18 protein-coding genes, 2 tRNA genes, 3 rRNA genes and 1 pseudogene are annotated in these 25,786 nt (G+C 43.8%); 6 read left to right on the top strand and 18 right to left on the bottom strand.

Going from position 1 to position 25,786, the window contains the following annotated elements; genetic code table 11:
- Positions 1-210: 210 nt before the first annotated feature.
- The 9 genes from AC0J5Y_RS11250 to AC0J5Y_RS11290 all read right to left on the bottom strand — a co-directional run bounded on the left by AC0J5Y_RS11250 (position 211) and on the right by AC0J5Y_RS11290 (position 10,205).
- Positions 211-1,500 carry a TRAP transporter large permease gene (locus AC0J5Y_RS11250; RefSeq protein ID WP_475130760.1) on the bottom strand — a complete coding sequence of 430 codons (1,290 nt, stop codon included), beginning with the start codon at positions 1,498-1,500 and terminating at the stop codon, positions 211-213.
- Positions 1,497-2,024 (bottom strand): TRAP transporter small permease, encoded by a 528-nt coding sequence (locus AC0J5Y_RS11255; protein ID WP_475130761.1) that lies wholly within the window; start codon positions 2,022-2,024, stop codon positions 1,497-1,499. The genes AC0J5Y_RS11250 and AC0J5Y_RS11255 overlap by 4 nt, the downstream gene beginning before the upstream one ends.
- Positions 2,025-2,040: 16 nt before the next feature.
- Entirely contained in the window at positions 2,041-3,099 is a 1,059-nt protein-coding gene (locus tag AC0J5Y_RS11260; protein ID WP_475130762.1) for a TRAP transporter substrate-binding protein, read from the bottom strand.
- A 358-nt stretch (positions 3,100-3,457) separates the two neighbouring features.
- A 5S ribosomal RNA gene (gene rrf, locus AC0J5Y_RS11265) occupies positions 3,458-3,571 on the bottom strand.
- 180 nt (positions 3,572-3,751) lie between these two features.
- Positions 3,752-6,613, bottom strand: a 23S ribosomal RNA gene (locus tag AC0J5Y_RS11270).
- 356 nt (positions 6,614-6,969) lie between these two features.
- Positions 6,970-7,045: transfer RNA gene (locus AC0J5Y_RS11275), tRNA-Ala, on the bottom strand.
- 6 nt (positions 7,046-7,051) lie between these two features.
- A tRNA-Ile gene (locus AC0J5Y_RS11280) sits at positions 7,052-7,128 on the bottom strand.
- 85 nt (positions 7,129-7,213) lie between these two features.
- Positions 7,214-8,752: ribosomal RNA gene (locus tag AC0J5Y_RS11285) — 16S ribosomal RNA — on the bottom strand.
- Together the 16S, 23S and 5S rRNA genes with 2 tRNA genes alongside form the textbook arrangement of a ribosomal RNA operon.
- A 745-nt stretch (positions 8,753-9,497) precedes the next feature.
- Positions 9,498-10,205, bottom strand: a complete 708-nt coding sequence (locus AC0J5Y_RS11290; protein WP_475130763.1) for a DNA glycosylase — start codon at positions 10,203-10,205, stop codon at positions 9,498-9,500.
- 251 nt (positions 10,206-10,456) lie between these two features.
- Between AC0J5Y_RS11290 and upp the strand changes: the two genes are divergently transcribed.
- The gene (gene upp / locus AC0J5Y_RS11295; protein WP_475130764.1) at positions 10,457-11,104 is read left to right on the top strand and encodes a uracil phosphoribosyltransferase; all 648 of its coding nucleotides are present in this window, start codon (positions 10,457-10,459) and stop codon (positions 11,102-11,104) included.
- An 81-nt stretch (positions 11,105-11,185) separates the two neighbouring features.
- Positions 11,186-11,938: an SDR family NAD(P)-dependent oxidoreductase gene (locus AC0J5Y_RS11300; protein ID WP_475130765.1), complete on the top strand. Its 753-nt coding sequence runs from the start codon at positions 11,186-11,188 to the stop codon at positions 11,936-11,938.
- A gap of 24 nt (positions 11,939-11,962) precedes the next feature.
- Here AC0J5Y_RS11300 and AC0J5Y_RS11305 read toward each other — a convergent pair whose 3' ends face one another.
- Positions 11,963-12,505 carry a hypothetical protein gene (locus AC0J5Y_RS11305; RefSeq protein WP_475130766.1) on the bottom strand — a complete coding sequence of 181 codons (543 nt, stop codon included), beginning with the start codon at positions 12,503-12,505 and terminating at the stop codon, positions 11,963-11,965.
- A 13-nt stretch (positions 12,506-12,518) separates the two neighbouring features.
- On the opposite strand from AC0J5Y_RS11305, the gene AC0J5Y_RS11310 reads away from it, so the two are divergent.
- Positions 12,519-13,475 carry an alpha/beta fold hydrolase gene (locus AC0J5Y_RS11310; RefSeq protein WP_475130767.1) on the top strand — a complete coding sequence of 319 codons (957 nt, stop codon included), beginning with the start codon at positions 12,519-12,521 and terminating at the stop codon, positions 13,473-13,475.
- 26 nt (positions 13,476-13,501) lie between these two features.
- Here the strand turns inward: AC0J5Y_RS11310 and AC0J5Y_RS11315 are convergent, their stop codons facing one another.
- From AC0J5Y_RS11315 to tyrS, 3 genes are all read right to left on the bottom strand, one after another.
- Positions 13,502-13,816 (bottom strand): hypothetical protein, encoded by a 315-nt coding sequence (locus tag AC0J5Y_RS11315; RefSeq protein WP_475130768.1) that lies wholly within the window; start codon positions 13,814-13,816, stop codon positions 13,502-13,504.
- A gap of 24 nt (positions 13,817-13,840) precedes the next feature.
- Complete coding sequence (locus AC0J5Y_RS11320; protein ID WP_475130769.1) at positions 13,841-14,071, bottom strand: DUF1653 domain-containing protein; 231 nt, start codon at positions 14,069-14,071, stop codon at positions 13,841-13,843.
- Positions 14,072-14,201: 130 nt separating this feature from the next.
- Positions 14,202-15,413: a tyrosine--tRNA ligase gene (tyrS, locus tag AC0J5Y_RS11325; RefSeq protein WP_475130770.1), complete on the bottom strand. Its 1,212-nt coding sequence runs from the start codon at positions 15,411-15,413 to the stop codon at positions 14,202-14,204.
- 119 nt (positions 15,414-15,532) lie between these two features.
- Between tyrS and AC0J5Y_RS11330 the strand changes: the two genes are divergently transcribed.
- The 3 genes from AC0J5Y_RS11330 (at position 15,533) to AC0J5Y_RS11340 (ending at position 19,423) form a co-directional block, all read left to right on the top strand.
- Positions 15,533-16,906 carry an anhydro-N-acetylmuramic acid kinase gene (locus AC0J5Y_RS11330; protein WP_475130771.1) on the top strand — a complete coding sequence of 458 codons (1,374 nt, stop codon included), beginning with the start codon at positions 15,533-15,535 and terminating at the stop codon, positions 16,904-16,906.
- A gap of 96 nt (positions 16,907-17,002) precedes the next feature.
- Positions 17,003-18,418, top strand: a complete 1,416-nt coding sequence (fabF, locus tag AC0J5Y_RS11335) for a beta-ketoacyl-ACP synthase II (protein WP_475130772.1) — start codon at positions 17,003-17,005, stop codon at positions 18,416-18,418.
- Positions 18,419-18,544: 126 nt separating this feature from the next.
- Positions 18,545-19,423, top strand: coding sequence for a hypothetical protein (locus tag AC0J5Y_RS11340; RefSeq protein ID WP_475130773.1), 879 nt, complete (start codon positions 18,545-18,547; stop codon positions 19,421-19,423).
- Between the two features lie 76 nt (positions 19,424-19,499).
- Here AC0J5Y_RS11340 and AC0J5Y_RS11345 read toward each other — a convergent pair whose 3' ends face one another.
- The 5 genes and pseudogenes from AC0J5Y_RS11345 to AC0J5Y_RS11365 all read right to left on the bottom strand — a co-directional run bounded on the left by AC0J5Y_RS11345 (position 19,500) and on the right by AC0J5Y_RS11365 (position 25,644).
- Positions 19,500-21,317, bottom strand: coding sequence for an aminopeptidase P family protein (locus AC0J5Y_RS11345; RefSeq protein WP_475130774.1), 1,818 nt, complete (start codon positions 21,315-21,317; stop codon positions 19,500-19,502).
- A 357-nt stretch (positions 21,318-21,674) separates the two neighbouring features.
- Positions 21,675-22,048 (bottom strand): annotated as a pseudogene (locus tag AC0J5Y_RS11350) (POT-type proton-dependent oligopeptide transporter); the annotation flags it as partial.
- A gap of 270 nt (positions 22,049-22,318) precedes the next feature.
- Complete coding sequence (locus tag AC0J5Y_RS11355; RefSeq protein WP_475130775.1) at positions 22,319-22,738, bottom strand: hypothetical protein; 420 nt, start codon at positions 22,736-22,738, stop codon at positions 22,319-22,321.
- A 136-nt stretch (positions 22,739-22,874) separates the two neighbouring features.
- Positions 22,875-24,449, bottom strand: coding sequence for an apolipoprotein N-acyltransferase (lnt, locus tag AC0J5Y_RS11360; protein WP_475130776.1), 1,575 nt, complete (start codon positions 24,447-24,449; stop codon positions 22,875-22,877).
- A 295-nt stretch (positions 24,450-24,744) separates the two neighbouring features.
- A complete protein-coding gene (locus AC0J5Y_RS11365; RefSeq protein WP_475130777.1) occupies positions 24,745-25,644 on the bottom strand; it encodes an HlyC/CorC family transporter in 900 nt (299 codons plus the stop codon).
- Positions 25,645-25,786 lie beyond the last annotated feature (142 nt).

The raw sequence follows: 25,786 nt of genomic DNA on the forward strand, positions 1-25,786 counted from the left end.
TACCGTCTACTTTATATAGGATAAAAATTTGTAACAATAGCACCAAACATTTTTAAATTGAACCTCTATAACAATCTTAAAATATTAACTCATAAAAAAAGCCATATTATCATCATGACAATATGGCTATAAAATCAAATTGCTATTTTTATTTTCTAACTAAGACAATTCTAATTTAAATATTTTATCCCTCATTTCTCTAAGTTATCACTAACTCAATAACACTAAAGATATCGCTGGGAACGCCACCAAAATGACCAAGCGCACCAAGTCAGAGACAATAAAGGGCATCACCCCCTTGAACATATCGGACAGCTTAATATGCGGTGCCATTGCCTTAATCACAAAGATATTCATCCCCATTGGCGGCGTGATTAATCCAAGCTCTACCGTCAATACAGCAATGATACCAAACCAAACCGGATCATAGCCCAAAGCCACAATGATTGGAAACACGACCGGAATCGTAATTACCAGCATCGCTAAGGCATCCATAAATAGACCAAGCAAGAAATACATGATCAAGATACAGATCAGTACTATCATTGGACTAACTGCCAATGTACCAATCCACGTCGCCAAACTATAAGACAAGCGCGATACTGAAATAAAGTAGCCCAGTGCTTCAGCACCAAGTAGCATAAAGAAGACTACCGCAGAGAGGGCAAGCGTCTCAATCAAGGATTGCTTTAGCCCTGTCATTCGCATGCCTTTGGCAAAAGCATAAGCCCATGATACAAACGCTCCTACTGCCGCGCCTTCTGTTGGCGTAAATAATCCAAAGAAAATACCAGCAATAATAACAATGAAGATAAAGCTAAACGGAATAAGACCTGTCAAAGAGATTAGCTTTTGTTTCCAAGAAGTAGACTCCCCGCGTTGTGCTAAATGTGGCTTCCAGCGCACCATGATCATAACAGTGATTGAATACATCACCATGCCAAGCATGCCCGGTAAGAAACCAGCAATAAACATATCTCCGACTGACTGCTGAGTTAAGATAGCATAGACCAGTAAGGCAATACTTGGCGGAATCATGATTCCCAAAGTGCCACCAGCAGCTAAAATACCGCAGGCAAAGCCTGGCTGATAACCGTACTTCTCCATTTGTGGCAATGCCACTTTAGTCATGGTAGACGCAGTTGCCAATGATGACCCTGAGATGGAAGCAAAGATACCAGATGAGCCGATACCGGCAATACCTAGACTGCCCCTTACGCCGCCAAAGATGGTTCGGGTGGCATCAAACAATTTTCCGGCCATACCAGAATGAGAAGCGAAGACACCCATTAGAATAAATAACGGAATAGCACTAAAGTCATATTTTGCCAAGACATCCACCGGGATATCTTTTAGCATTTGCAGTGCACCGCTTGGTGCCGTCACTGCGCCAAAACCAACCAGACCCACACCTAACATAGCAAGTGCAACAGGAACACGCAGCATGACCATCGCAATCATACATAACAAACCAATGGCACCAATAATTTCTGGACTCATGCGCCTGTCTCCTCAGCGTCAAAGAACTCGCCTGTTTTAAAAATATTGATGGATTCGATCAATGACCGAATGGCAAGTAAGATACTTAAGAAAGCGCTGATAGCGTAGATGGGCATCATGGATATTCGAAGGTCTTGGGTCACTTTGCCATACTCTATTGCATCAAAAGCGCTCTCATACAGACCCCAAGCAAATACAATGCCGATGATAAAGAACCCCATCATAAAGGTGCCCATCATGTAACCTTTAAAGGCTTTTGACATCTTTTGAGTGAATACATCGACGATAATCTGCGAGCGTTCTACAAAAGCAGCAAACGCACCGAGTAAAGCAAAGAGCATAAAGTAAGAGACGATCTCGACGCTGCCTTTTACCGTAAATCCAACCTCACCACCGGTGAGCTTGAATACATAGCGGGCAATAACATCTAGCATCGTGGTCAATACAATAATAATGAGACTGATACCACCAATGAATTGACATAACCTGGAGATAAGGGTGCTCAGTTTGACTAAAAATGCCATGTAAAACTCCTTTAGGTTAGACCTTACAGGCTGCACTGGCGGCTTTGGCTTTTTCATAAACACCATCAGCATCCAAACCTAGAGCCTTGACATCACTAAGATATTTTTGCGTCCCTTTTTCAAGCGGACCTTTCCAATTTGGATCATTCAAAGGATCAGGAATTTCTATAATTTCATCCCCTTTATCTTTGGCAGCTTGTATGGCCATTTTGTCATACTTATCAAATACTTCACCGACCTTATTGGCAAGCGCCATACCTGAGTTTTTATCCAAAACTTGCTTTAAATCATCAGGTAAGTTTTCGTATTTACCCTTATTCATGGTGACCATCAGCGCTGAGCTATAAAAAGGAATATTGGTATGGTATTTTGTGATCTCGTCAATTTTGAAAGCGGTTACCGCTTCCCAAGGAAAGCTTAACCCATCAACGACACCGCGCTGTAGAGAGGTATACATGTCATTGGCAGGCAAGCCTACAGGAGAGGCACCCATACTCTCAATGATATCGCCTGCAACTGCTGAGGGACGACGAATACGCATACCTTTCATGTCTTCAGGGGTACGAATCAATTTGTTTGTGGTGTGAAGAGCTCCAGGCCCTGCGCCGTACATGAATAAAAGGTGTGTGTCCTCATATTCACTAGCAAGGGTGCCATCATTATAAAGGGTTTGTAACATACAACCCATTTGAGTGGCTGAGCTTGATAAACCTGGAAGTTCAGTAATTTGAGTTAATGGGAAACGACCATTGGTATAGCCATGAGCTTGTGAACCAATATCTATCGTGCCTTTGGCAGCAGATTCATAAGTAACGTCTGCCTTAGCAAGACCCGCTGAAGGATATAACTCTACTTTTAAGCGGCCGTTAGAATCTGCTTCTATCTGCTTAGCCCAAGGTTCAAAGACCTCTGTGCTAATAGAAGAAGTTGCTGGCCAAAAATGAGAAAAACGTAATGTGGTTGTTTCTTGAGAAGTTGCTGCTGAAGCATCTGTACTATCGGAAGCTTGATTAGAACAACCTAGAAGGCTAATAGCTGCTAAGGCACCTATTGAAAAAAGAGGAGCTAACTTCATTATCAATTCCTTTTGATAACCATGAATAAGGTATAAGTCTTTACTAATAAGTTAATTATAGAGTCAAATTCCGTATGGACTTCATATATGCTTTTAATTAACTAAAGTTGAAATACCCATTAAAATTAGCAGCTATAACGATATAAGTCAAATCATTTTAAATGATTAAGAAGGAATATATCGAATATAAGATATAGCGATTTTTATAACAGAAAAATCTCATGATAACGCCCACTAAGATACTTACTCTAAACTGAATAAATCAGCGCGATTATCCGATCAACACAAACCCACCCCAACCATCAGGCAAAGAAAACCCCCCATCGCTTTCGCGAAGGGGGGTTGTCTAGGAATAGAGAGCTGACGATGACCTACTCTCACATGGGCGAACCACACTACCATTGGCGCAAAGACGTTTCACTTCTGAGTTCGGGAAGGGATCAGGTGGTTCCGTCTTGCTATTGTCGTCAGCAAAGGGGGTTAGATATGAGTCTGTAGTTGTTATTATGACGTCAAGTTTTAGCTTGTCATCGACCAACTTGTAACCTCACTGAATCAAGGTTAAAGGTGATATCGAAATATATATATTCTAAAGCTTTCGCTTTACAAGATAGATTAATTAGAGCTTTGATACAAACCACTTGGGTGTTGTATGGTCAAGCCAAACGAGCAATTAGTACAGGTTAGCTACATGCATCGCTGCACTTCCACACCCTGCCTATCAACGTCGTAGTCTTCAACGGCTCTTTAGGGAAATCTAATCTTGAGGTGGGCTTCTCGCTTAGATGCTTTCAGCGATTATCCCATCCGAACGTAGCTACCGGGCAATGCCACTGGCGTGACAACCCGAACACCAGAGGTTCGTCCACTCTGGTCCTCTCGTACTAGGAGCAGATCCTCTCAAATTTCCAACGCCCACGGTAGATAGGGACCGAACTGTCTCACGACGTTCTAAACCCAGCTCGCGTACCTCTTTAAATGGCGAACAGCCATACCCTTAGGACCTGCTTCAGCCCTAGGATGAGATGAGCCGACATCGAGGTGCCAAACACCGCCGTCGATATGAACTCTTGGGCGGTATCAGCCTGTTATCCCCAGAGTACCTTTTATCCGTTGAGCGATGGCCCTTCCATACAGAACCACCGGATCACTAAGACCTACTTTCGTACCTGCTCGACTTGTGGGTCTCGCAGTTAAGCGCGCTTTTGCCTTTATACTCTACGACCGATTTCCGACCGGTCTGAGCGCACCTTCGTACTCCTCCGTTACTCTTTAGGAGGAGACCGCCCCAGTCAAACTACCCACCATACATTGTCCTCGGTATTGTTATACCTGAGTTAGAACCCCAACATGACCAGGGTGGTATTTCAAGATTGGCTCCACCGAGACTAGCGTCTCGGCTTCAAAGCCTCCCACCTATCCTGCACAAGTCAGGTCAAAGTTCAATGTAAAGCTGTAGTAAAGGTTCACGGGGTCTTTCCGTCTAGCCGCGGGTACACAGCATCTTCACTGCGATTTCGATTTCACTGAGTCTCTGCTGGAGACAGCGCTGCCATCATTATGTCATTCGTGCAGGTCGGAACTTACCCGACAAGGAATTTCGCTACCTTAGGACCGTTATAGTTACGGCCGCCGTTTACTGGGGCTTCGATCAAGAGCTTCGCTTACGCTAACCCCATCAATTAACCTTCCAGCACCGGGCAGACATCACACCCTATACGTCCACTTTCGTGTTTGCAGAGTGCTGTGTTTTTAATAAACAGTTGCAGCAGCCTGGTATCTGCGACTGCCAACAGCTCAAGGAGCAAGTCCTATCACCATCGGCAGCGTACCTTCTCCCGAAGTTACGGTACCATTTTGCCTAGTTCCTTCAGCAGAGTTCTCTCAAGCGCCTTGGTATTCTCTACCTGATCACCTGTGTCGGTTTAGGGTACGATTCGTTTATAACTATAGCTTAGAAGCTTTTCCTGGAAGCATGGTATTTGCCACTTCGCTGTACAAGTACAGCTTGCTATCAGATCTCAGCATAATGACAGTCCGGATTTGCCTAAACTGTCTGCCTACATCCTTTCACCTGGACAACCAACGCCAGGCTGACATAACCTACTCCGTCCCTCCATCGCATTATAAACAAGTATCGGAATATTAACCGATTTCCCATCGACTACGCCTTTCGGCCTCGCCTTAGGGGTCGACTCACCCAGCCCCGATTAACGTTGGACTGGAACCCTTGATCTTCCGGCGTGCGAGCTTTTCACTCGCATTATCGTTACTCACGTCAGCATTCGCTCTTGTGATACCTCCAGCATGCCTTACGACACACCTTCACAGGCTTACACAACGCTCCCCTACCACTTGAAAACAAATTCAAATCCGCAGCTTCGGCTCCTAGTTTGAGCCCCGTTACATCTTCCGCGCGGGCCGACTCGACTAGTGAGCTATTACGCTTTCTTTAAAGGATGGCTGCTTCTAAGCCAACCTCCTAGCTGTCTATGCCTTCCCACCTCGTTTCCCACTTAACTAGGAATTTGGGGCCTTAGCTGGCGGTCTGGGTTGTTTCCCTCTCCACAATGGACGTTAGCACCCACTGTGTGTCTCCCGGATATCACTCATCGGTATTCGGAGTTTGCATCGGTTTGGTAAGTCGGTATGACCCCCTAGCCGAAACAGTGCTCTACCCCCAATGGTGTTCGTCCGAGGCGCTACCTAAATAGCTTTCGGGGAGAACCAGCTATCACCGAGTTTGATTAGCCTTTCACCCCTATCCACAAGTCATCCCCTAGCTTTTCAACGATAGTGGGTTCGGTCCTCCGGTGTCTGTTACGACACTTTCAACCTGCTCATGGATAGATCACTCGGTTTCGGGTCTATGCCCTGCAACTAAACGCCCTATTAAGACTCGGTTTCCCTACGGCTCCCCTAAACGGTTAACCTTGCTACAGAACATAAGTCGCTGACCCATTATACAAAAGGTACGCAGTCACCCCAATAAATTGAGGCTCCTACTGCTTGTACGCACACGGTTTCAGGTTCTATTTCACTCCCCTCACAGGGGTTCTTTTCGCCTTTCCCTCACGGTACTGGTTCACTATCGGTCAGTCAGGAGTATTTAGCCTTGGAGGATGGTCCCCCCATCTTCAAACAGGATTTCTCGTGTCCCGCCCTACTTAATATGTTAACGCTAATGTTTCGAATACAGGACTATCACCTACTACGGTCAGCTTTCCCACGCTGTTCTTCTACATTAGCATTAATCGGCTTCTCCCCGTTCGCTCGCCGCTACTTGGGGAATCTCATTTGATGTCTTTTCCTAAGGGTACTGAGATGTTTCACTTCCCCTCGTTTGCCTCTTGTACAAGTACAAGATACCTAGCTTATGCTAGGTGGGTTTCCCCATTCAGAAATCTCCGGATCACAGGATATTGCCGCCTCCCCGAAGCTTATCGCAGGCTGTCACGTCTTTCATCGCCTCTGACTGCCAAGGCATCCACCATGTGCGCTTCATTACTTGACCATACAACCCCAAGTAGTCTTTCGACTTCAAAGTGTTATATAAGTCTAATTATGATAACGATATCACCTAATTTTATACGCTTGATTCAGTTCTCTTTACTTTTTTAGCAATCAACCCCTGGGATAACAACTGATGTCGTTAAGGAGCTGATTACTAAGGTTAGAAACAACGCGTGAACACGTGTTCCTAACCCAGACTCATATCTATGTTTTTAAATAGTCTCTATGCTCTCGTCGAGTCACAGATTCTGTATAAAACAGAAAGAAGTAATCATGTTGATATATTGCTATATCAGAATCACTTGTTTCTATTTGATACCTATTTACTTATTAGCATCTAAAGATTCGTTTATTATGTGGTGGAGCCAAACGGAGTCGAACCGTTGACCTCCTGCGTGCAAGGCAGGCGCTCTACCAACTGAGCTATGGCCCCTAATAATGGTAGGCCTGGGCAGACTTGAACTGCCGACCCCCGCGTTATCAACACGGTGCTCTAACCAGCTGAGCTACAGGCCTGTACGAGGCATATACCTCTAGCTAATAAACTAGCTTAAACTAAAGAACAACTTGTTGTGAATTCTTGCTGACCGAATGTCATCTATAAGGAGGTGATCCAGCCGCAGGTTCCCCTACGGCTACCTTGTTACGACTTCACCCCAGTCATCAACCACACCGTGGTGAACGCCTTCCCGAAGGTTAAGCTATCCACTTCTGGTGCAATCAACTCCCATGGTGTGACGGGCGGTGTGTACAAGGCCCGGGAACGTATTCACCGCGGCATTCTGATCCGCGATTACTAGCGATTCCTACTTCATGGAGTCGAGTTGCAGACTCCAATCTGGACTACGATAGGCTTTTTGAGATTCGCATCACATCGCTGTGTAGCTGCCCTCTGTACCTACCATTGTAGCACGTGTGTAGCCCTGGTCGTAAGGGCCATGATGACTTGACGTCGTCCCCGCCTTCCTCCAGTTTGTCACTGGCAGTATCCTTAGAGTTCCCGGCTTAACCCGCTGGTAACTAAGGACAAGGGTTGCGCTCGTTGCGGGACTTAACCCAACATCTCACGACACGAGCTGACGACAGCCATGCAGCACCTGTATTCTAATTCCCGAAGGCACTCCCGCATCTCTGCAGGATTCTAGATATGTCAAGACCAGGTAAGGTTCTTCGCGTTGCATCGAATTAAACCACATGCTCCACCGCTTGTGCGGGCCCCCGTCAATTCATTTGAGTTTTAACCTTGCGGCCGTACTCCCCAGGCGGTCTACTTATTGCGTTAGCTGCGTCACTAAGTCCTCAAGGGACCCAACGACTAGTAGACATCGTTTACGGCGTGGACTACCAGGGTATCTAATCCTGTTTGCTACCCACGCTTTCGAGCCTCAGTGTCAGTATTATGCCAGAAGGCTGCCTTCGCCATCGGTATTCCTCCAGATCTCTACGCATTTCACCGCTACACCTGGAATTCTACCTTCCTCTCACATACTCTAGCTCAACAGTATCAGATGCAGTTCCCAGGTTGAGCCCGGGGATTTCACATCTGACTTATCGAGCCACCTACGCTCCCTTTACGCCCAGTAATTCCGATTAACGCTTGCACCCTCTGTATTACCGCGGCTGCTGGCACAGAGTTAGCCGGTGCTTATTCTGCAGCTAATGTCATCGTCTCCGGGTATTAACCGAAGAGTCTTCTTCACTGCTTAAAGTGCTTTACAACCAAAAGGCCTTCTTCACACACGCGGCATGGCTGGATCAGGGTTTCCCCCATTGTCCAATATTCCCCACTGCTGCCTCCCGTAGGAGTCCGGGCCGTGTCTCAGTCCCGGTGTGGCTGATCATCCTCTCAGACCAGCTACAGATCGTCGCCATGGTAGGCCTTTACCCCACCATCTAGCTAATCCGACTTAGGCTCATCTAATAGCGAGAGCAGTAAACTGCCCCCTTTCTCCCGTAGGTCGTATGCGGTATTAATACGAGTTTCCCCGTGCTATCCCCCACTACTAGGTAGATTCCTAAGTATTACTCACCCGTCCGCCGCTCGACGCCTGATAGCAAGCTATCATCGTTTCCGCTCGACTTGCATGTGTTAAGCCTGCCGCCAGCGTTCAATCTGAGCCATGATCAAACTCTTCAGTTTAATCTTGCTATGAAGCTCTTTAAAGAAGCTTCTAAACTTGGCTCATTTAATCTGGCAAATCGCTAAAAATTATGTTCGTAATGAATTAACTTTGAGTTTTTCTGCTGTCTTAAATGATAATTTTTATAGTTAGAATGACTCCCGAAAAGAGAGTAAAACCAACTTTATTTTTTAACATTCTGAATCAGCAAAAATCCACACAAGTTGTTCTTTAGTTATGCTTTTAAATAATGTCTCTACTGTCGTCCAGTAAGAGTGTTCTTTCTAAATAATTAAACCAATCTGGTTTATCCTATTTAGCAAGCTGACCATCATATCATGTTTTAATAGTCTGTCAACTTCTTTTCTTGATTTGTTTCTTTAAGTTAACTGGTTAGTTATTGTGTAATCACACAGTAGCTGATTCCGGTTCGTCTTAATGAGGTGCGTATTATAGACGCTTTAATTAGTAAGTCAAGAGGTAAATTATTTTAATTTGAGTTAACCTAAAAGTAATTTTTTCGATTGGCTAAATTGTCTAAGCGATAAACCACTCTCAATCTGCCTTCCCTTTCAACTGGAGGGCAGTATACGCTGTTTTTATAGAGGGTCAAGGGGGTTTGCCTGATATTTTAGCGGTTATCTACTCTTATAATCAATACCATATATTTATCAGTCAGTTAGGGTTAAAAGTAGTTTTACCTTTACCAAAATCAATTCTTGTGCTTAGTTAATGCTTATATATAGCCTCTTCTATATAATATTTTTATAGCTTACCTATCTTTTTGAAGAAGTCTTTATAAGCAGAGACTTTTTTATCCAATGCTAAAGGATAGGCACGCGAGGTAGAAGGCAGTCTATATAGGGTTAAACTATTAATATCAGCTTTTTTATTGTCTTTGTCTTGCCATTTATAAGGATAGTCCATGCTTTGATTGGTCTTTGGCTGCTTTGATTTGGCAGGTGGTTCAGCCAATAAATTCAGTAAGACCTCTGTTGCCTTACCACCAGTGGTGAATAGCGCCTGTACTTTTGGTACTTGCGGCAAAATTGTGTCTAGATCGACAGTGGTCACGACTGTAAGGTCTTTATCAGACGCATTGCCTGTTTCGCGAATCGCTTGTACTACCGTGGGACAAGAGGCAATACCACGCTCAAACATAAAGGCTTGAATGCGCTCAGGATCAAAACGTTTTTCATCCCCTACTCTAAAATAATCCGCATCATCAAAGAATACGCGTCCATAAATGCGCCACATGTCATTTTGAAAATTGGGATAATGAAACCTCATTGCCCATTTATCGGAAGTGGGCGGAAAACTGCCCATCATCATGACAGTGGCATCAGGTGGCAGGACAGGACCAAAAGGATGGGTTTCGATATTTGCGCTATCGGTCTTTAATTTCTGTATCCACACAAAGTCGTTAGCAGCTTTTTGTGGATGGATGGGATTATTCAGTGAGGTTTTGGTCATAAGATTCTTCATCAGAAAAGCGGTTTTTTTGGTATCATAGCAAGGTTAAACACTACTTCATTTGTTATAGCACTATATAGTCAAACATAGTCGGCTTAAATAAAACCGATCACGTTGTAAATGCCTTTGGCTTACTTTTTGTTAAAGTATTAAGCTTACTATTGATGGGCTAAATATAGGGTTTAAGTGCAGTAAATGTTTGTATCTTTTATACTAATCAAGCATCAGTCCAAAAAACCAAGAGAATACTTATGAGCGACTTAAAAATTACCGTCATCGATCACCCTCTAGTCCGTCATAAACTCAGCCTTATGCGTGAAAAAGACTGTAGTACCTATAAGTTTCGTACATTAACCAAAGAACTTGCGCGCTTGATGGCGTATGAAGCTAGCCGCGATTTTGAAATTGAAACCTTTCCGATGGAAGGCTGGTGTGGTGAAATCGTTGGTGAGCAAATCATCGGTAAGACGGCAACTATCGTACCGATTTTACGCGCAGGTATTGGGATGCTTGATGGGGTGCTCGATTTGATTCCCACCGCGAAAATCTCTGTCGTTGGTTTACAGCGCGATGAAGAAACCTTACAACCGGTGCCTTTCTTTGAAAAGTTTGTTAGCCACATGGACAAACGCCCAGCCCTTATCATTGACCCAATGTTAGCCACTGGCGGCTCGATGGTTGCAACTATCGAAATGCTAAAGAAAAACGGCTGTACCAATATCAAAGCATTAGTCTTGGTTGCCGCACCTGAAGGTGTACGCGTGGTCAATGAAGCACATCCTGACGTGACCATTTATACTGCCGCTTTAGACAGCCATTTGGATGAGCAGGGTTATATTATTCCAGGTCTGGGCGATGCTGGTGATAAAATCTTTGGTAAGCAATTATTTAATAAGTAAGCCAAAGCAGATACACTAAGACAAGCTATCATCTCAAACAAGATGACACATGTACAAAACATCAACAATAAGGATATTAAGATGAATGTATTGATTACAGGGGCAAGCGCGGGTTTCGGTAAAGCGCTGGCTGAGCGTATGATTGCCAAAGGTCATCGCGTGATTGGCTGTGCCAGACGCTTAGACAAACTCAATGCTTTGGCAGAAACTTTGGGCGAGGCGTTTTTACCTGTGGTCATGGATGTGAGTGATACAGCGTCTATCCCGCAAATCATTGCGGATTTGCCTGCTGATTTTAAACAAATCGATGTCTTGGTAAATAATGCAGGATTGGCGCTTGGTACAGAGCCTGCGCACAGTGCTAGTCTTGATGATTGGATGCGTATGACCGACACCAATATTAAAGGGTTGATGGCGCTGACTCACGCGGTCTTGCCAGCGATGGTCGCACGAAATAGCGGTTATATCATTAATGTCGGCTCAATTGCCGGAAGTTGGCCTTATTTTGGTGGTAACGTCTATGGTGCGACAAAAGCCTTTGTCAAACAGTTTAGCTTAAATTTGCGTGCAGATTTAATCGGTACGCAAGTGCGCGTGACCAACCTTGAGCCCGGTAATGTCGCGGGCACTGAGTTTTCGAACGTGCGTTACCACGGCGATGATGCTAGAGCCGCTCAGGTTTACGACGGCTTTAAAACCATGACCGGCGATGATATCGGCGATATTTTATTATGGTTGATTGAATCGCCTGCCCATATTAATGTCAATCGCTTGGAAGTGATGCCGGTTGCACAAACTTATAACGGTCTGACGATTGCTAAGCAAGATTCTTAAAATTTTAGCTGACCGTTTGGCTTATTAACGTAATTCATAAGACCGAAGCAATATAGTCCCATCTATGTTGCTTCTTTTTTTGGTACTGATATTCTCTTCATTGACTAAGCGCAATTCCTGAAAGTCTAAAATTAGCACTTCATTACGCAAGCGCTCGCTAGTGCGTTTATTGTGCCGTATCGGAAATGCTAAGATTTGCTTACCCGTAATCACTATCTGATTGATAATCGCGGTCGAATTATTGATGGTAGTTTTTTCACTTAGTTTCTGAGCATTAATGATGGCGGTAATAGGATTAACAGTTGTAATTAACACCTTTGTCTGGCGCACGGTTTTTGGTAAATCCCCTGCAAAAAACAATACTTGCTTTAGCGGTAAATACTGCGCGTGACGCATCAATTCCTGACGAAACAATGAAGGCATATCAATATTGAAACTGTCTTCTGTTTGCTGAGAGAACGCCGTAAAATCACGATGTAAATAACGTCCAAACACGCTGCTATTAATCCAGTCTTGATAAATCTCATTGGCTAATAATTGCTTGGTGAAAGCGCTTAATAAAAACAAGGTACCTCGCCTTATGAAGAAAAACTTAATTAACTTGCCTACTAAATACCAATTGAAAACGATAAGCATCGTTTTGACTGACGGTACCTTGCTACCAGTGTCTGTCATAGGAAATGGTAAACCCATGCTACTCTTGCATGCCTATGGTATGGATGCGCGTGAGTTTTTGCCGTTTATTTTACCTTTAATTGGCCAATACGCATTTTATCTACCGCATTTTCGAGGATTTGGCGCAGCAAAAACGTTACAGTTGACTCAGTTTGATTTTGTGCATCAGTATACCGATGATATCGCTAGCATTATTGAGTACGTTTGCCTGTCTCATCATATAGAGTCATTACCTGTGGCTGCAATCTCGATGGGTGCTCTAGTAATGTGGTCGTATTTTGAGCGTTTTGGTACATCTAGAGTCAATCGATATTTGAACATCGATCAAAGCCCTGTAATTCATAATCAAGCGGATTGGCAAGGTGGGCTGTTTGGAAAGCGGCAACAAGAGATGTTTGATATTTTTCATGAGGTGATTGATAAGACTTTGCCTTATGCTGACGTCGAAAGCTTTACCCATCTGCCTTTTGCTCTTAAACGTCGCGCAACGGATGTCGAACGGCTATTTTCTTTATTATCCGTCAATCGCACGCACTCAAAAGCGTTTATACAAGTGATGACCTATCAAAATGACTCCAAACTTGCGCTTTATGACCACAGTATTTGGCATCATAAAGTGCGTTGCTTGCAAGCCTATTTGACATTGCCCTATGACTTTCGCGGCGCGATAGAGCGGGTCACCATTCCGGTGGTTAATCTGATTGGCGGACGCTCTAAGCTGTATGATGCTAAGTGGCAGCAAAAAGTCACCCAAATGCTACCCAATGCAACTGAGGTTGTGTTGCCGCGCTCAGGTCATGCGGTACCAATGGATGAGCCGATTGGGTTTTATGAAGTATTAAAGAGTTTTTTAGAAAAGTAAGCTAAGAATCAAACATTAACAAATTCTCAAAATGAGCCGCCAGTCCATGTATAAAAAGCTAATACGCTAGCAATGACGACGGTATAAGAAACCAGCGTCTGCAGTAATCCTTGGAGAACTGCCCGCAAGAGCTTATGAGAATAATGATAAGACATGAGCATATAGACAAGCCAAGTAATAGGAACGATGACTATCCAAAAAAACTTATCTAATGATGAAGTAGGCGGTTTTTGATTGAGATAAACATCTAACCAATTGATAAATAAGTAAATAACGAACTGGACTATAAGTACTGATAGCTGCCATAACAAAGGTACATTTTCATTTTCATGTATTTGCATCTATAAGTTACCTTTTATTTTAAATTAATCCATTAACGCCTTAACCAACTCAAATCTAGGCACTTCTTTACCGTCTACCGTGACAGTTTCAGAAAACATGGCTAATGGTCTTACCCAAACGCTATACGCACCGTATAGACAGCGGTAAACGACTAACGATTCTTCCGTTTCTGAATGCTGCGCGGTATGCAAGACTTGGTAAAGTTTGCCTTTGTAATGGCGGTAAATACCTTGGGGAACCGTTTTTTCTGTCATGGCAGAATCCTAATTTATTATAAAGGTACGAATCAAATATTGTCGCAGTATATTCATATCGCAAAATAAATAAGGTCGACCATCAATGTCGACCTTATTTTTAATACCAATAGCTTGTCCCAATCACTTATTAAGCAACCGTTACTTTTGCATACGCCTTTTTACCTGCTTGGATAACCACTGTCTGACCAGAGGTTAAGCTAAAGCCTGCATCGACGACTTCGCCATCTACCTTTACCGCGCCGCGTTTAATCATGTCTTTAGCCGATGAGCTGTTTTTGGCAAGCTCTGCTTGGTTTAATATCTGCGTGATAAATAATGCGTCCTGCCCTTCTAACTCTAACGTCACTTCTGGTAAATCGACTGGCAACTCACCATCGGCAAGTACGTTACCCGCTGATTTGTGTGCATTGGCAGCAGCGTCAGCATCATGGAAACGCTCAATTAATTCTTCAGCAAGAATACGTTTGATTTCTTGTGGATTGCGACCGTTTTCCATCTCTGCCATTAACGCTTCCACTTCTTCCATCGGCTTAAAGCTCAAAAATTCAAAGTAGCGACGGATTAAGGTATCAGGCATCGACAATAGTTTTTGGTACATGGTGCCCGGTGCATCATAAATACCAACATAGTTACCGAGCGATTTAGACATTTTATTAACGCCGTCTAAACCTTCCAAAATCGGTACCGTGATACAAACTTGTGGCTCTTGACCATAACGACCTTGCAAGGTGCGTCCCATCAAAATATTAAAGGTTTGGTCAGTACCACCAAGCTCGACATCGGCTTTTAGCGCGATTGAGTCATAGCCTTGCACCAATGGGTATAAAAACTCATGGATAGCAATTGGCGTTTGCGCCGCGTAGCGTTTAGAAAAATCATCGCGCTCAAGCATACGTGAGACGGTCAACTGGCTAGAAAGCTGAATCATATCGCCCGCTGACATATCTTTGAACCATTCAGAGTTAAAGACAATCTTGGTTTTTTCTTTATCCAAAATCTTAAATACTTGCTCAGCATAAGTCTGCGCGTTGACTTTGATTTGCTCATCGGTCAATGGCGGTCGCGTACTGTTTTTGCCAGAAGGATCACCAATCTTGGCGGTATAATCACCGATTAGAAAATAAATCTCATGACCCAAATCTTGAAAATGCTTCAGCTTATTAATCAGCACGGTATGACCCAAATGCAGGTCCGGCGCGGTGGGATCAAAGCCTGCCTTGATACGTAGCGGGCGATTGAGTTTTAGCTTCTTAACCAAATCTTCTTCAGATAGGATATCTTGTGTACCGCGTTGGATTATCGCTAGCTGTTCTTCTAGGGTATAAGTTTGGGTGGTCATGATGCTCTCTTTATTGTCTTTATTTAAAGGGTAAAGCGTTTGGGCTATTTAGAATCTCGTAGCCATCAAAAAATGTTAGAATTTGACAGATATACTAGCGTTTTTTAAGGTAAATTGCCATGACCAACCCTGCATCGATTGCTGATAGTCAGCATAATAATTTTTCAAATCTGAGTTCAGATAATGATTTTGATAGCCGTCTAGATAATATGGACGATTTAAACTATGCCACCTTGACCGATGCGCTCGAACAAACGGTGTTTGAAAACTTCGATGATGGCTTATATATAGGTATGATGTCGGGCACTAGCTTAGATGGTATGGACGCGGTTCTTTGTCAATTCAGTGAGAGAGATAATACCCAACAACCAATGCACTTGTTAGCGACTCATAGCCAAAATTTCCCACCGCGTCTGCGTGAAGTACTATTAGCATTGTGTCAGCCTAATGGTATTCAAGTATTAACGCCATCTGATGATGAACCAAATAGCGAATTAGACTGGTTTGGCTGGGCAAGTAAAGAATATGCAGAATTTTCAAGCGACGTGATTAATACGTTATTGCAGCAATCAAATACTGATAGTGAATCTGTACTAGCGATTGGCTGTCATGGTCAAACGGTACGCCATCGTCCGCAGATGGGTTTTAGCTTACAATTGGTCGATGCCAATATCATTGCCGAACGTACGGGCATTAGCGTGGTCAGTGATTTCCGTCGCCGTGATATGGCAGTCGGTGGTCAAGGTGCGCCTTTGGTCCCAGCTTTTCATCAAGCATTGTTTTCGGTGCCAAATAGCACGCGCGTGTTATTAAACTTGGGCGGTATTGCTAATATCGCTGTCTTGCCAGCGATTTATAATGACATAGATTCCAATGAACCCTCAGAAAATCAGCCATCTGATAGCGTGGTTGGTTATGATACCGGTCCTGCCAATCTATTATTGGATGCGTGGACAACATTGCACACGGACAAGGATTATGATGCTGGCGGTACATGGGCACAGTCAGGTCAAGTCGTTGAGCCTTTACTGAATCAGCTATTAGAGCATCCATTTTTTAAGAAAAACTACCCAAAAAGTACGGGGCGTGAAGATTTTAACTTAGCATGGCTACAAGATGAGTTACAAAAATTCGACCAAGCTTCTGCTGATGTTCGCTACTCATCCGCCGACGTACAAGCAACGCTTACTGAGCTGACCGCCCTCAGTGCCAGTGCGCAAATCAATCTATTTATCAATGCTAATAGTAATAATAATGCTGTTTATGTCTGCGGCGGCGGGGCATTAAATGATTATTTAATAACTCGCTTACAAGTACATCTGCCACGATGCAAAGTAGAAACGACAGCCAGCTTGGGACTTGAGCCAACTTGGGTAGAAGCCGTTGCCTTTGCTTGGTTAGCAAGACAAACACTTATGGGTGAAACCGGTAACTTGCCCGCCGTGACGGGCGCAAGTAAAGGCGTGGTATTGGGACAAGTATGTTTTGCCTGAGCGGTCAAATTTTAGTTTACATGCGTACACCTATGTGTTTTATAATGGTTTTAGAAATACACTCCTCTTAGGATCTGTCAGTATAGGATATAGCGAATGAGCCAGCACAGCAGTTTACCCAACGACTCACTTATCGACCAAGCTACGGATAGTATTATTAATAGCCCTATTGCCAACACTCCTACCACCGCTCAGACAAAAAAACGTCATAAGCCGCCACATTTCGAGCGCACTGATGAGCTGCGCGTTGTCGTGACAGGTATGGGCGCGGTCACGCCATTGGGATTAGATGTCGAAAGCTCATGGACGAAACTACTCAAAGCTGAAAGCGGCATCACAGCTATTAGTCATTTTGACGCATCTGGCTATCGTGCGCAAATCGCAGGCGTAGTCAAAGACTTCGATCCAAAGCAATATATGAATGCTAAAGACGCACGCCGTTATGATGATTTTATGCATTATGCGGTTGCGGCCTCCTCAATGGCGCTACAGCAAGCAGGTTTTATTGACGAAGTGAGCGCCGCTGATGCTCCGGTAAAAGGTGTTGATCAAGAGCGCTTTGGTGTCATTATAGGCTCAGGTATCGGCGGTATTCAAAACATCGAAAACAGCCGTGATACTTTACGTGAAAAAGGCGCCAGTAAAGTTTCTCCCTTTATCATTCCAGGCTCTATCGTCAATATGGCAGCAGGGCTGGTGGCGATCAAACATACTTTAAAAGGTCCAAACCTTGCAACGTCCACTGCTTGCACTACAGCAACTCATGCAATTGGTCTAGCAGCGCGCTTGATTGCTTATGGCGACGCCGATGTGATCCTAGCAGGCGGTAGTGAAAAAGGCTCAAGCCCACTTGGTATCTCAGGTTTTGGTGCCATGCACGCCCTTTCAACTCGCAATGACGAGCCGACCCGCGCGTCACGCCCATTTGATAAAGACCGCGATGGTTTTGTACTTGGTGATGGGGCTGGTGTCATGGTACTAGAAAGTCTTGCTCATGCTAAAGCGCGCGGCGCGACGATACTGGCTGAACTGGTTGGTTTTGGTATGAGTGATGATGCCAGTCACATTACTGCGCCGCCAGAAGATGGTAGTGGCGCAGCACGTGCTATGCGTAATGCTTTAAACGATGCCGGTATTGAGCCGTCAGTCGTGGGCTATGTCAATGCTCATGGCACTAGCACGCCTGCCGGTGATGTCGCCGAATCTATCGCCATTGAAACGGTATTTGCCCCTATAAAAGACAGTATCTTGGTCAGCTCCACCAAATCAATGACCGGTCATCTACTTGGCGCGGCAGGCGGCGTTGAAGCCATCTTTACTGTGCTTGCTTTACAACATCAGCAAGTACCACCAACGATTAATTTGGACAATGTTGAAGACAACTGTAATCTGGATTATGTCGCCAATCAATCGCGCCAAGTTGAGAACTTGCAGTATGCCGTATCCAATAGCTTTGGTTTTGGTGGCACCAATGGTTCATTGATATTTGCCCGCTGGCCACTCAATCATTAAGGTATCAAGCTTATGAGTGAGACCTTGTAACCTTGGTGGCAGATTTACTACGATTGTCTACTTGCAGCCCCTTATCATCCTTGCGTATGATAAGGGGTAATTTTTGCAACATTTATGGACGATACCATGTCAAGCTACTCATTTTCTCATCAGTTTTATCAGCGCTGGACGTGTGCACCAGAGCCTATCCGTGCCTCAATCATCCAAGAACTCACCGATATCACAACTTTATTGAAAGCTGAAACACCATTTGAAACTTTTGTTTTTAGCACCCATGACCTAGATGCACACCTTGATGATCTCTATGAGAATCACGAAGCTGAGCAAGCTATCGCCAAGGCAATCGCTGATAAACAAGCGGCAGAACAGCGAGTTTTTGAACAACAGCGTTTAGAAGAAGAACAAAAAATCAAAGCAGCAGAAGAGAGCAAAAGTCAAGAAGAAGCTCACTTAACAAAGGAAAGCAGGTTAAAAGAACAAGCTTTTGAAGGAAAAAATAAGCATAAAGAAACTGAAAATACTTACAAAGAAGCAGAAAGAGAGACACTGTTGGCTGATGATAAAAATCATTTAGAAGCAGCTATAAAACTAGAGACAGTTGATGCAGATGAAACAGAAATCGACGATAAAGTTGATACTATCATCAATGGTGATTCTGATAATGAGAAACCTATTGTTAGTAGTAAAACCATTAGCGAACATGCTAATGCCATTGCAATCGATGACGACAGTATCGAAAATGAGCAAGGCATCAAAAATGATAGCAGTATTAACGCCATCAACAATAAAGCCAGTTTAGCGATCAGCTTAGCCGTCAAAGACGCCAAATTAAGCGTCACTCATAAAGACTTAATTCATGAGCTTGAAATGCAGATTGACGATTATTTGAGCGATCAGATGATGCTGATGTCTGAAAACCTAAAATCTTGGCTGCGTGCTGAGATGACTCAACATTTAAGCGAGCAAGATAAGACGCTTACTAAAAATGATGTGCAAAAAGATTAAAGGCACTTCTAAAATATTAAAAGCCCCGTCAATGAGTAACGGGGCTTTTTTATGCTTGCTTAAAAATGAGCGATGTTTATATGGCTTGTGTACGCTCGGTTAGCCAGTCAAGCACTGCGCCATCAACGCGATTTTTTAGCTCTGCATATACTTGGCGATGATAGTCATTCAGCCAATCGACCTCTATTTGACTTAATAATGATGGCTCAATCAAACGTGTGTCAATTGGGCAATAAGTGATAGTTTCAAAGTTTAAAAAATCGCCAAATTCTGTCTCCGCAGGGTTGCCAACTGGCATATTTACCACCAAGTTTTCGATACGGATGCCCCATTTGCCTTCACGGTATAGACCCGGCTCATTACTAGATATCATACCTTCCTTCATCGCACGCTCTTTCGGCGTACTGGCGCTATAAGCAATCACTTGTGGACCTTCATGGACATTGAGGAAATAACCAACGCCATGACCCGTACCGTGACCATAATCCATTTGAGCTTGCCATAGTGGCGCACGGCAAATCGCATCAATCAGTGGTGAGGCAATACCATCAGGGAAATGCGCTTTTGCTAAAGCAATATGTGCTTTAAGTACGGTGGTAAAGTCGCGTTTGTGTTCCATGCTTACTTGACCGATGCCAACCACCCGGGTGATATCTGTGGTGCCGTTTTGATATTGAGCACCTGAATCAATCAGTAGCAGTCCGCCTTCGCCTTCATTTACCTCTAAATAACTGAATTTCTCTGGTGTTGCGCGGTAATGTGGCAGCGCACCGTTTTCATTGAAACCTGCGATAGTCGGAAAGCTTGGCGACACATAATGTGGCTGTTGGCTACGTACTTCAATCAACATACTATCAACATCCAGCTCACTTAAACGCTCACCTGCTTTTAGACGCCGCTCAAAAGTAGCAAAAAACTCACATAATGCTGCACCATCTTGACGCATCGCTTCACGTACATGATCGATGTCAGAGTCGGACTTCACTGATTTTAGTAAAGTACTTGGCGCCATTTGCTCAATAAAACCTACGCCATCGGCCATTTTAGATAGCGTACCCACTGCCACTTTACTCGGGTCTAATAACAATAAATCATCGGCTGTGAGCGTACCTAATGCGTCTTGCACTGCCTCATAATCAGCAATTGTGATACCGCTATCGTTCAAGCTTTGTGCTATCTCGCTACTGACTTTATTATTATCAATAAACAATGTCGTGTCGTTTTCGCTAATGAACATATGCGCCAAAAATACCGGATTGTAATCGACATCAGCGCCACGTAAATTAGTCAACCAAGCAATATCGTCTAAGCTCGAAAGCAAGTGATGCGTCGCCCCTGCCTCTGCCATACCGGCACGGACGGCGGCAAGTTTGTCGATAGCAGACTGCGCTAAAAACTGTGCATCATGTACATATAAACTGGCTGCCGGCAATGCTGGACGGTCAGTCCATACTTCCGTCAATAGATCACGCTCAGTGATTAAAGTAATATCGTTGGCGTCAAAGGCATCAAGCAAGCGATCTTGCTCAGCGATAGACAGTACATTGCCATCGACTGCCACACTATCACCTTCCGCCAAATGCGTAGCCAACCAATCGATATGGTTTGGCTGACCCGGTGCTAGCTTCTCTAAAGTAATACCCGTGCCATCCAACTGCTCAGCTGCATGTACCCAGTAGCGGCTGTCGGTCCACAGACCAGCAAAGTCAGCGGTAACGACCAATGTACCGACCGAACCGGTAAATCCTGACAACCAAAGCCTTGCCTGCCAATATTCTGGTAGATACTCAGACAAATGCGGGTCAGCAGAAGGGACAATAATCGCGGTAAGGTCTTGTGCCGCTAGGGTCTGACGTAGGCTCTCAATACGATCATGAATGGCTTGTTTATTCATTAGGTAATTCCTTATGAGTGTTTCAAAAATCAGTTTTAAAAAAAATAGTATTCGGCGACTATTAATAGCCGTCTTATTTGAAAATTGATATGATCATTAACATAAATGGAGAAGCACTCAAGACCAAGCAAAGGACTGTTTGACAACGTCGTTTAACAGAGCCTTTTGATATAGCCATGAGACAAGGTTGATTGAACATAAGAAGAAAAAATAACATCTTTAGATGTTTGGACGGACAGCAAGCTTTCAATAGTATTAGGCAAATATTTCAGCAAATAAGACGTGCTACCAAGAATGATAACACGTCTTATTGTAGATTATTGACTTGGTCGACTCATCCAATCAACCACTTACTATTTAGCTGGCTTGATCCGCATGCTCGCTTTGTTTGAGCATATTATTGATAGGTTTTGCCAATAACGGCAAGATCACGGCCGTCCCCACCAAAAAGAGGGTCATCGTTGTACATAAACCGGGTGACCTTCAATTTTATCTGCTGATACCTGACCACCAAAGAATGCAGCTACCAAGTTACCTAATGCAACGGAGGCAAACAACAGACCCATCATCTGACCTTGCATCCCTTTTGGCGCAAGCTTGACCCATATAATACTAGCTATAGGTGCTAATATTAAGATAAACAACGGATTCAACGATTGAAACCAGATACTGGGTACTTCAAACCCTAAGACGTTTAGATCTGTATAACGATCAGCAAATATAGTCAGTGAAAAGTAATATCGATACAACACGTATTGCTAGTGCAAATTTTTCTTGCTTACTGTGCCGTTGCTGCTAGAGGCTGCAAAAAATTTACACAAACAACCATAAAAAAACCCCACTCTCCATGATTGAGAACAGGGTTTTTATGGTTGTGCTGAGTCGTAATCATAGCAGCAATAGCACTGTTAATAAGTAGAGATTAAACGCTACATTTAGAGACTTAATTGTAGACAGCTTGCTCATCACTAGATTTATGCTATCACTCTAAAACAGCAAAACTACTGTGCAGCAGGCGCTTTTTCGGTAGTTTCCGCTGCTACTCCATCAGTAGGTTCTGCTGTTAAATCAGCATCAGCAATTGCCGCTTGACTTACTGTACCTTCAGCAGTAGCTGTACCTGCTTCTGCGCTAACAACGGCACTATCAGCGTCAGTTTCTGGGGTCACTGTCGCATCCGCGGGAGTAGCAGTCGCCACTGCGGTATTATCTGCTGCTGGGGCAGTAGCAGTTGCTGCCTCTTCGGTTGCAGGTGCTTCTGCTTCAACTGCTGGCATAGTTTCAGCAGTGATATGCTCTCCCGCTGGGCGCAAGAAGCCAGAAATACCGATCAATAAGACGATACCTAAAAATAAGGCGACACCGCCTAAAGTAAATAATAGCTCTTTTTTAGGGTTGTTTTCGACAATATGTTCTGACATACCTTATCCACCTTGCACAAAATATTTAAAATATTGGGCTATTATATCGCAATTTATGTCGATTTGTTAAAACCCTCAACTAATTAAAGGTTTTATTATCGAAAAATATCATAGCCACCGTATATTTACGGTGTAATTACTCAATCGTACGTATTTGAGGCGTTGATCGTTTGCCAAGATAGCTCAATAACAATAGCAGCGCAATCATGATTAGAATAGGATAATTACCAAAGCGCATAAAAGGGGTATTACCGACACGCGCCTGAACATCGCCACGTAATACGGTACGCTCAAACTGCGGGGCACGTTTAACGATACGCCCTTTGTGGTCAATAATAGCGGTCACACCCGTATTGGTCGCACGCATAAACCAGCGCCCGTTCTCTAATGCGCGCATCTGTACCATTTGCAGATGTTGCAGCGGACCCGCTGAAGTGCCAAACCATGCATCGTTTGAGATGGTCAATAAAAAGTCAGTATCGATAGCATTTTTGCGCGTGGTATCAGGATAAGCGACTTCATAACATACTGCCGCGCCCAGATTATGCCCACGTACCCGCAGCGGTGATTGTCTATCACTACCACGGCTATAACTCATGATATCTTGGCTACCGGCAAGATTTGGCAAGATATCTAGCATACCCTCAAAAGGAATATATTCACCAAATGGGACCAAACGCTGCTTTTTATACATCCCTTGCGCATCACTACCAAGCGCAATCACACTATTATAAAACGGCGGGTACTTATCTATTTTTGGATCAAAATCTGTTTGATCTCTATAAGGAATACCTGTGACCCATGTGGTATCGGTTTCTTTTGCCATCTTTACCATTTCATTGATAAAACCAACCGCTTCATCTTGAAACATAGGAATAGAAGATTCTGGCCATACGACAATATCACGTTCCCATTCTGTACTGGTCAAAGTTGCATATATTTTTAACGTCTCTACTTGATACTCAGTCAGCCACTTTAAGTCTTGGGGGATATTGCCTTGAATTAACGACACCGACAAATCAGGTGTGCCCTTTGGCTTTGTCCATTGTGGATTGATGAGCCATAAAGAAGTACTAATGATTAATAGCGCAAACGTGGCAATCAGATAACCACCGCGACGGCGAAATTGCTCCACGATACTGGCTGCTAATAATACGGCCACAAATGATACAGCAAACACGCCCGCGACCGGTGCCAATGACGACAGCCAATACTGCTCAGTAAATGCATAACCGACAAACAGCCATGGAAAGCCCGTAAACAGCCAAGTCTTCATCCACTCTTGCAATATCCATAGCGCGGCAAATGATAACGGCTGCTTACCCACCATCCGATTAAAAGTCAGCGCCAAAAAGCCATGGAATAACCCCATGCCTAGACCCATTAGCGCAATCATAATCAGCGCAAGCCATACTGGCGTATCTCCATAGACATGAATGGAGGTATATAACCAAAACGCTCCCACACACCAAAGCCCTGTACCATAAGCCTGACCGATAAAAAACGCTCGCTTACCATTCATTTGTGGCAATAATAAAGCGTATAAAATCGCTGGCGATACTAAAGCCACGGGCCAAATTCCATAAGGCGCGAGTGCAAAGATAAATATTGCGCCTGCCAGCCACGCAATCAATAGCGTCAGCACCAGAGGTAAGCCCTTTGGCTTCTCAGGGTTTAGACGTTTTTGCAAATCAACAGTAGACAGACGCATAGCAGTTATCCAAAACTTTATTATTCAATAATTTCAAATCTTGATGATTCAATCGACGTTTCATATAAAAATGGGCATATTATGCTCAATACAACCATCAAAGATCAAACTTGCTCATAATACCAGTCTGTCCAAAATAATGGGTAAATTTGCATGTTTTATCGACCAAAGAGTAATTACAAATGCTAAAAAACAAAAAAACACGATCGCAATCGTGTTTTTTGTATGGTTATGACCTTTATTAAGCGTATATTTAATAGCTCTAATCAATAAGCTAACTTATTCAACAAAGTGTTTAATGGCTGCCAATCAAGATTTGTGGTTCAGGATTAATTTTAGTCAGCTCAAGATTTTGAATAAAACGCCCTTCGACATGAGTAATAGTGATTTGCCAATCGCCTATGACCACGCTCTCACCCTCTAGATTACCTACATGACCAAGGGTCTGCATGACCAAGCCACCCATGGTATCGACATCAGTATCATCAAAATGACAGCCAAGCTCATCGTTACAATCTTCAATCACGGTAGAGGCTTGCACCCGCCAAGTATTGGGCTTTTCAGGGTCAGCGACGATATTATTAATATCACTGTCTTCATCGAAGTCATCATGCTCATCGACGATGTCACCGACGATTTCTTCAAGCAAATCCTCCATCGTGACCACGCCACCAAAATTGCCAAATTCATCGACGACAATCGCCATATGGACTTGGGTACGCTGCAAGGAGCGCAGCAAGGTATCAGAGCGCGCACTTTCACTGATATAGAGTGGCTGACGTACCAAATCTCTTAAGCGCTTGCTGCTGATCTTCTCTTCTTCATCGCGCACCATGTGCACCAACAGAGGAATCAAATCTTTTGCCAACAGAATACCAATGACCGCATCGTCATCTTGGCTATCAAAAACCGGATAGCGCGAATGGGTGGTTTCAAGGATGATGTCCATGACTTCAGCAAGGCTGGTGTTTTCATGTAACCCTACTACCTGCGGGCGCGGTGTCATGATTTCACGCACTTGTGTTGCAGGCAAATCAAGTACGCCTTCTAACATATCCACCGTATCAGGTTCTAAAAATTGGCGCGAGTCTTGCACCAAACGTATCAGTTCATCTCGGGTTTCAGGGGCAGTCGATAGCCAGCGTTTTAAGCCGCGCATCGACCAACTACTCGGGCTTGGAGCATCTTCAGACATGATGGTGTGAGTTAACCTCTTTGATTAATTTAATGGTGATTAGAATCATAAAAATGATAGATGGGGATAAAAAAGCTAAATAAAACAGTCAGCTTATCATTAACAGGATATTAAAGCATAAATTATTCCTCTTAATCAGATC

The organism is Psychrobacter sp. TS_SC_6 (assembly GCF_056156305.1).

Excerpts from the sequence above, each read along its gene's own strand:
- upp (WP_475130764.1), top strand. The coding sequence starts at position 10,457 with ATGAGCGACTTAAAAATTACCGTCATCGATCACCCTCTAGTCCGTCAT.
- AC0J5Y_RS11320 (WP_475130769.1), bottom strand. The coding sequence starts at position 14,071 with ATGACAGAAAAAACGGTTCCCCAAGGTATTTACCGCCATTACAAAGGC.
- AC0J5Y_RS11310 (WP_475130767.1), top strand. The coding sequence starts at position 12,519 with ATGAAGAAAAACTTAATTAACTTGCCTACTAAATACCAATTGAAAACG.
- AC0J5Y_RS11330 (WP_475130771.1), top strand. The coding sequence starts at position 15,533 with ATGACCAACCCTGCATCGATTGCTGATAGTCAGCATAATAATTTTTCA.
- AC0J5Y_RS11355 (WP_475130775.1), bottom strand. The coding sequence starts at position 22,738 with ATGTCAGAACATATTGTCGAAAACAACCCTAAAAAAGAGCTATTATTT.
- AC0J5Y_RS11365 (WP_475130777.1), bottom strand. The coding sequence starts at position 25,644 with ATGTCTGAAGATGCTCCAAGCCCGAGTAGTTGGTCGATGCGCGGCTTA.
- AC0J5Y_RS11255 (WP_475130761.1), bottom strand. The coding sequence starts at position 2,024 with ATGGCATTTTTAGTCAAACTGAGCACCCTTATCTCCAGGTTATGTCAA.
- AC0J5Y_RS11260 (WP_475130762.1), bottom strand. The coding sequence starts at position 3,099 with ATGAAGTTAGCTCCTCTTTTTTCAATAGGTGCCTTAGCAGCTATTAGC.
- fabF (WP_475130772.1), top strand. The coding sequence starts at position 17,003 with ATGAGCCAGCACAGCAGTTTACCCAACGACTCACTTATCGACCAAGCT.
- AC0J5Y_RS11300 (WP_475130765.1), top strand. The coding sequence starts at position 11,186 with ATGAATGTATTGATTACAGGGGCAAGCGCGGGTTTCGGTAAAGCGCTG.
- AC0J5Y_RS11340 (WP_475130773.1), top strand. The coding sequence starts at position 18,545 with ATGTCAAGCTACTCATTTTCTCATCAGTTTTATCAGCGCTGGACGTGT.
- AC0J5Y_RS11290 (WP_475130763.1), bottom strand. The coding sequence starts at position 10,205 with ATGACCAAAACCTCACTGAATAATCCCATCCATCCACAAAAAGCTGCT.
- AC0J5Y_RS11315 (WP_475130768.1), bottom strand. The coding sequence starts at position 13,816 with ATGCAAATACATGAAAATGAAAATGTACCTTTGTTATGGCAGCTATCA.
- tyrS (WP_475130770.1), bottom strand. The coding sequence starts at position 15,413 with ATGACCACCCAAACTTATACCCTAGAAGAACAGCTAGCGATAATCCAA.
- AC0J5Y_RS11345 (WP_475130774.1), bottom strand. The coding sequence starts at position 21,317 with ATGAATAAACAAGCCATTCATGATCGTATTGAGAGCCTACGTCAGACC.
- AC0J5Y_RS11250 (WP_475130760.1), bottom strand. The coding sequence starts at position 1,500 with ATGAGTCCAGAAATTATTGGTGCCATTGGTTTGTTATGTATGATTGCG.
- lnt (WP_475130776.1), bottom strand. The coding sequence starts at position 24,449 with ATGCGTCTGTCTACTGTTGATTTGCAAAAACGTCTAAACCCTGAGAAG.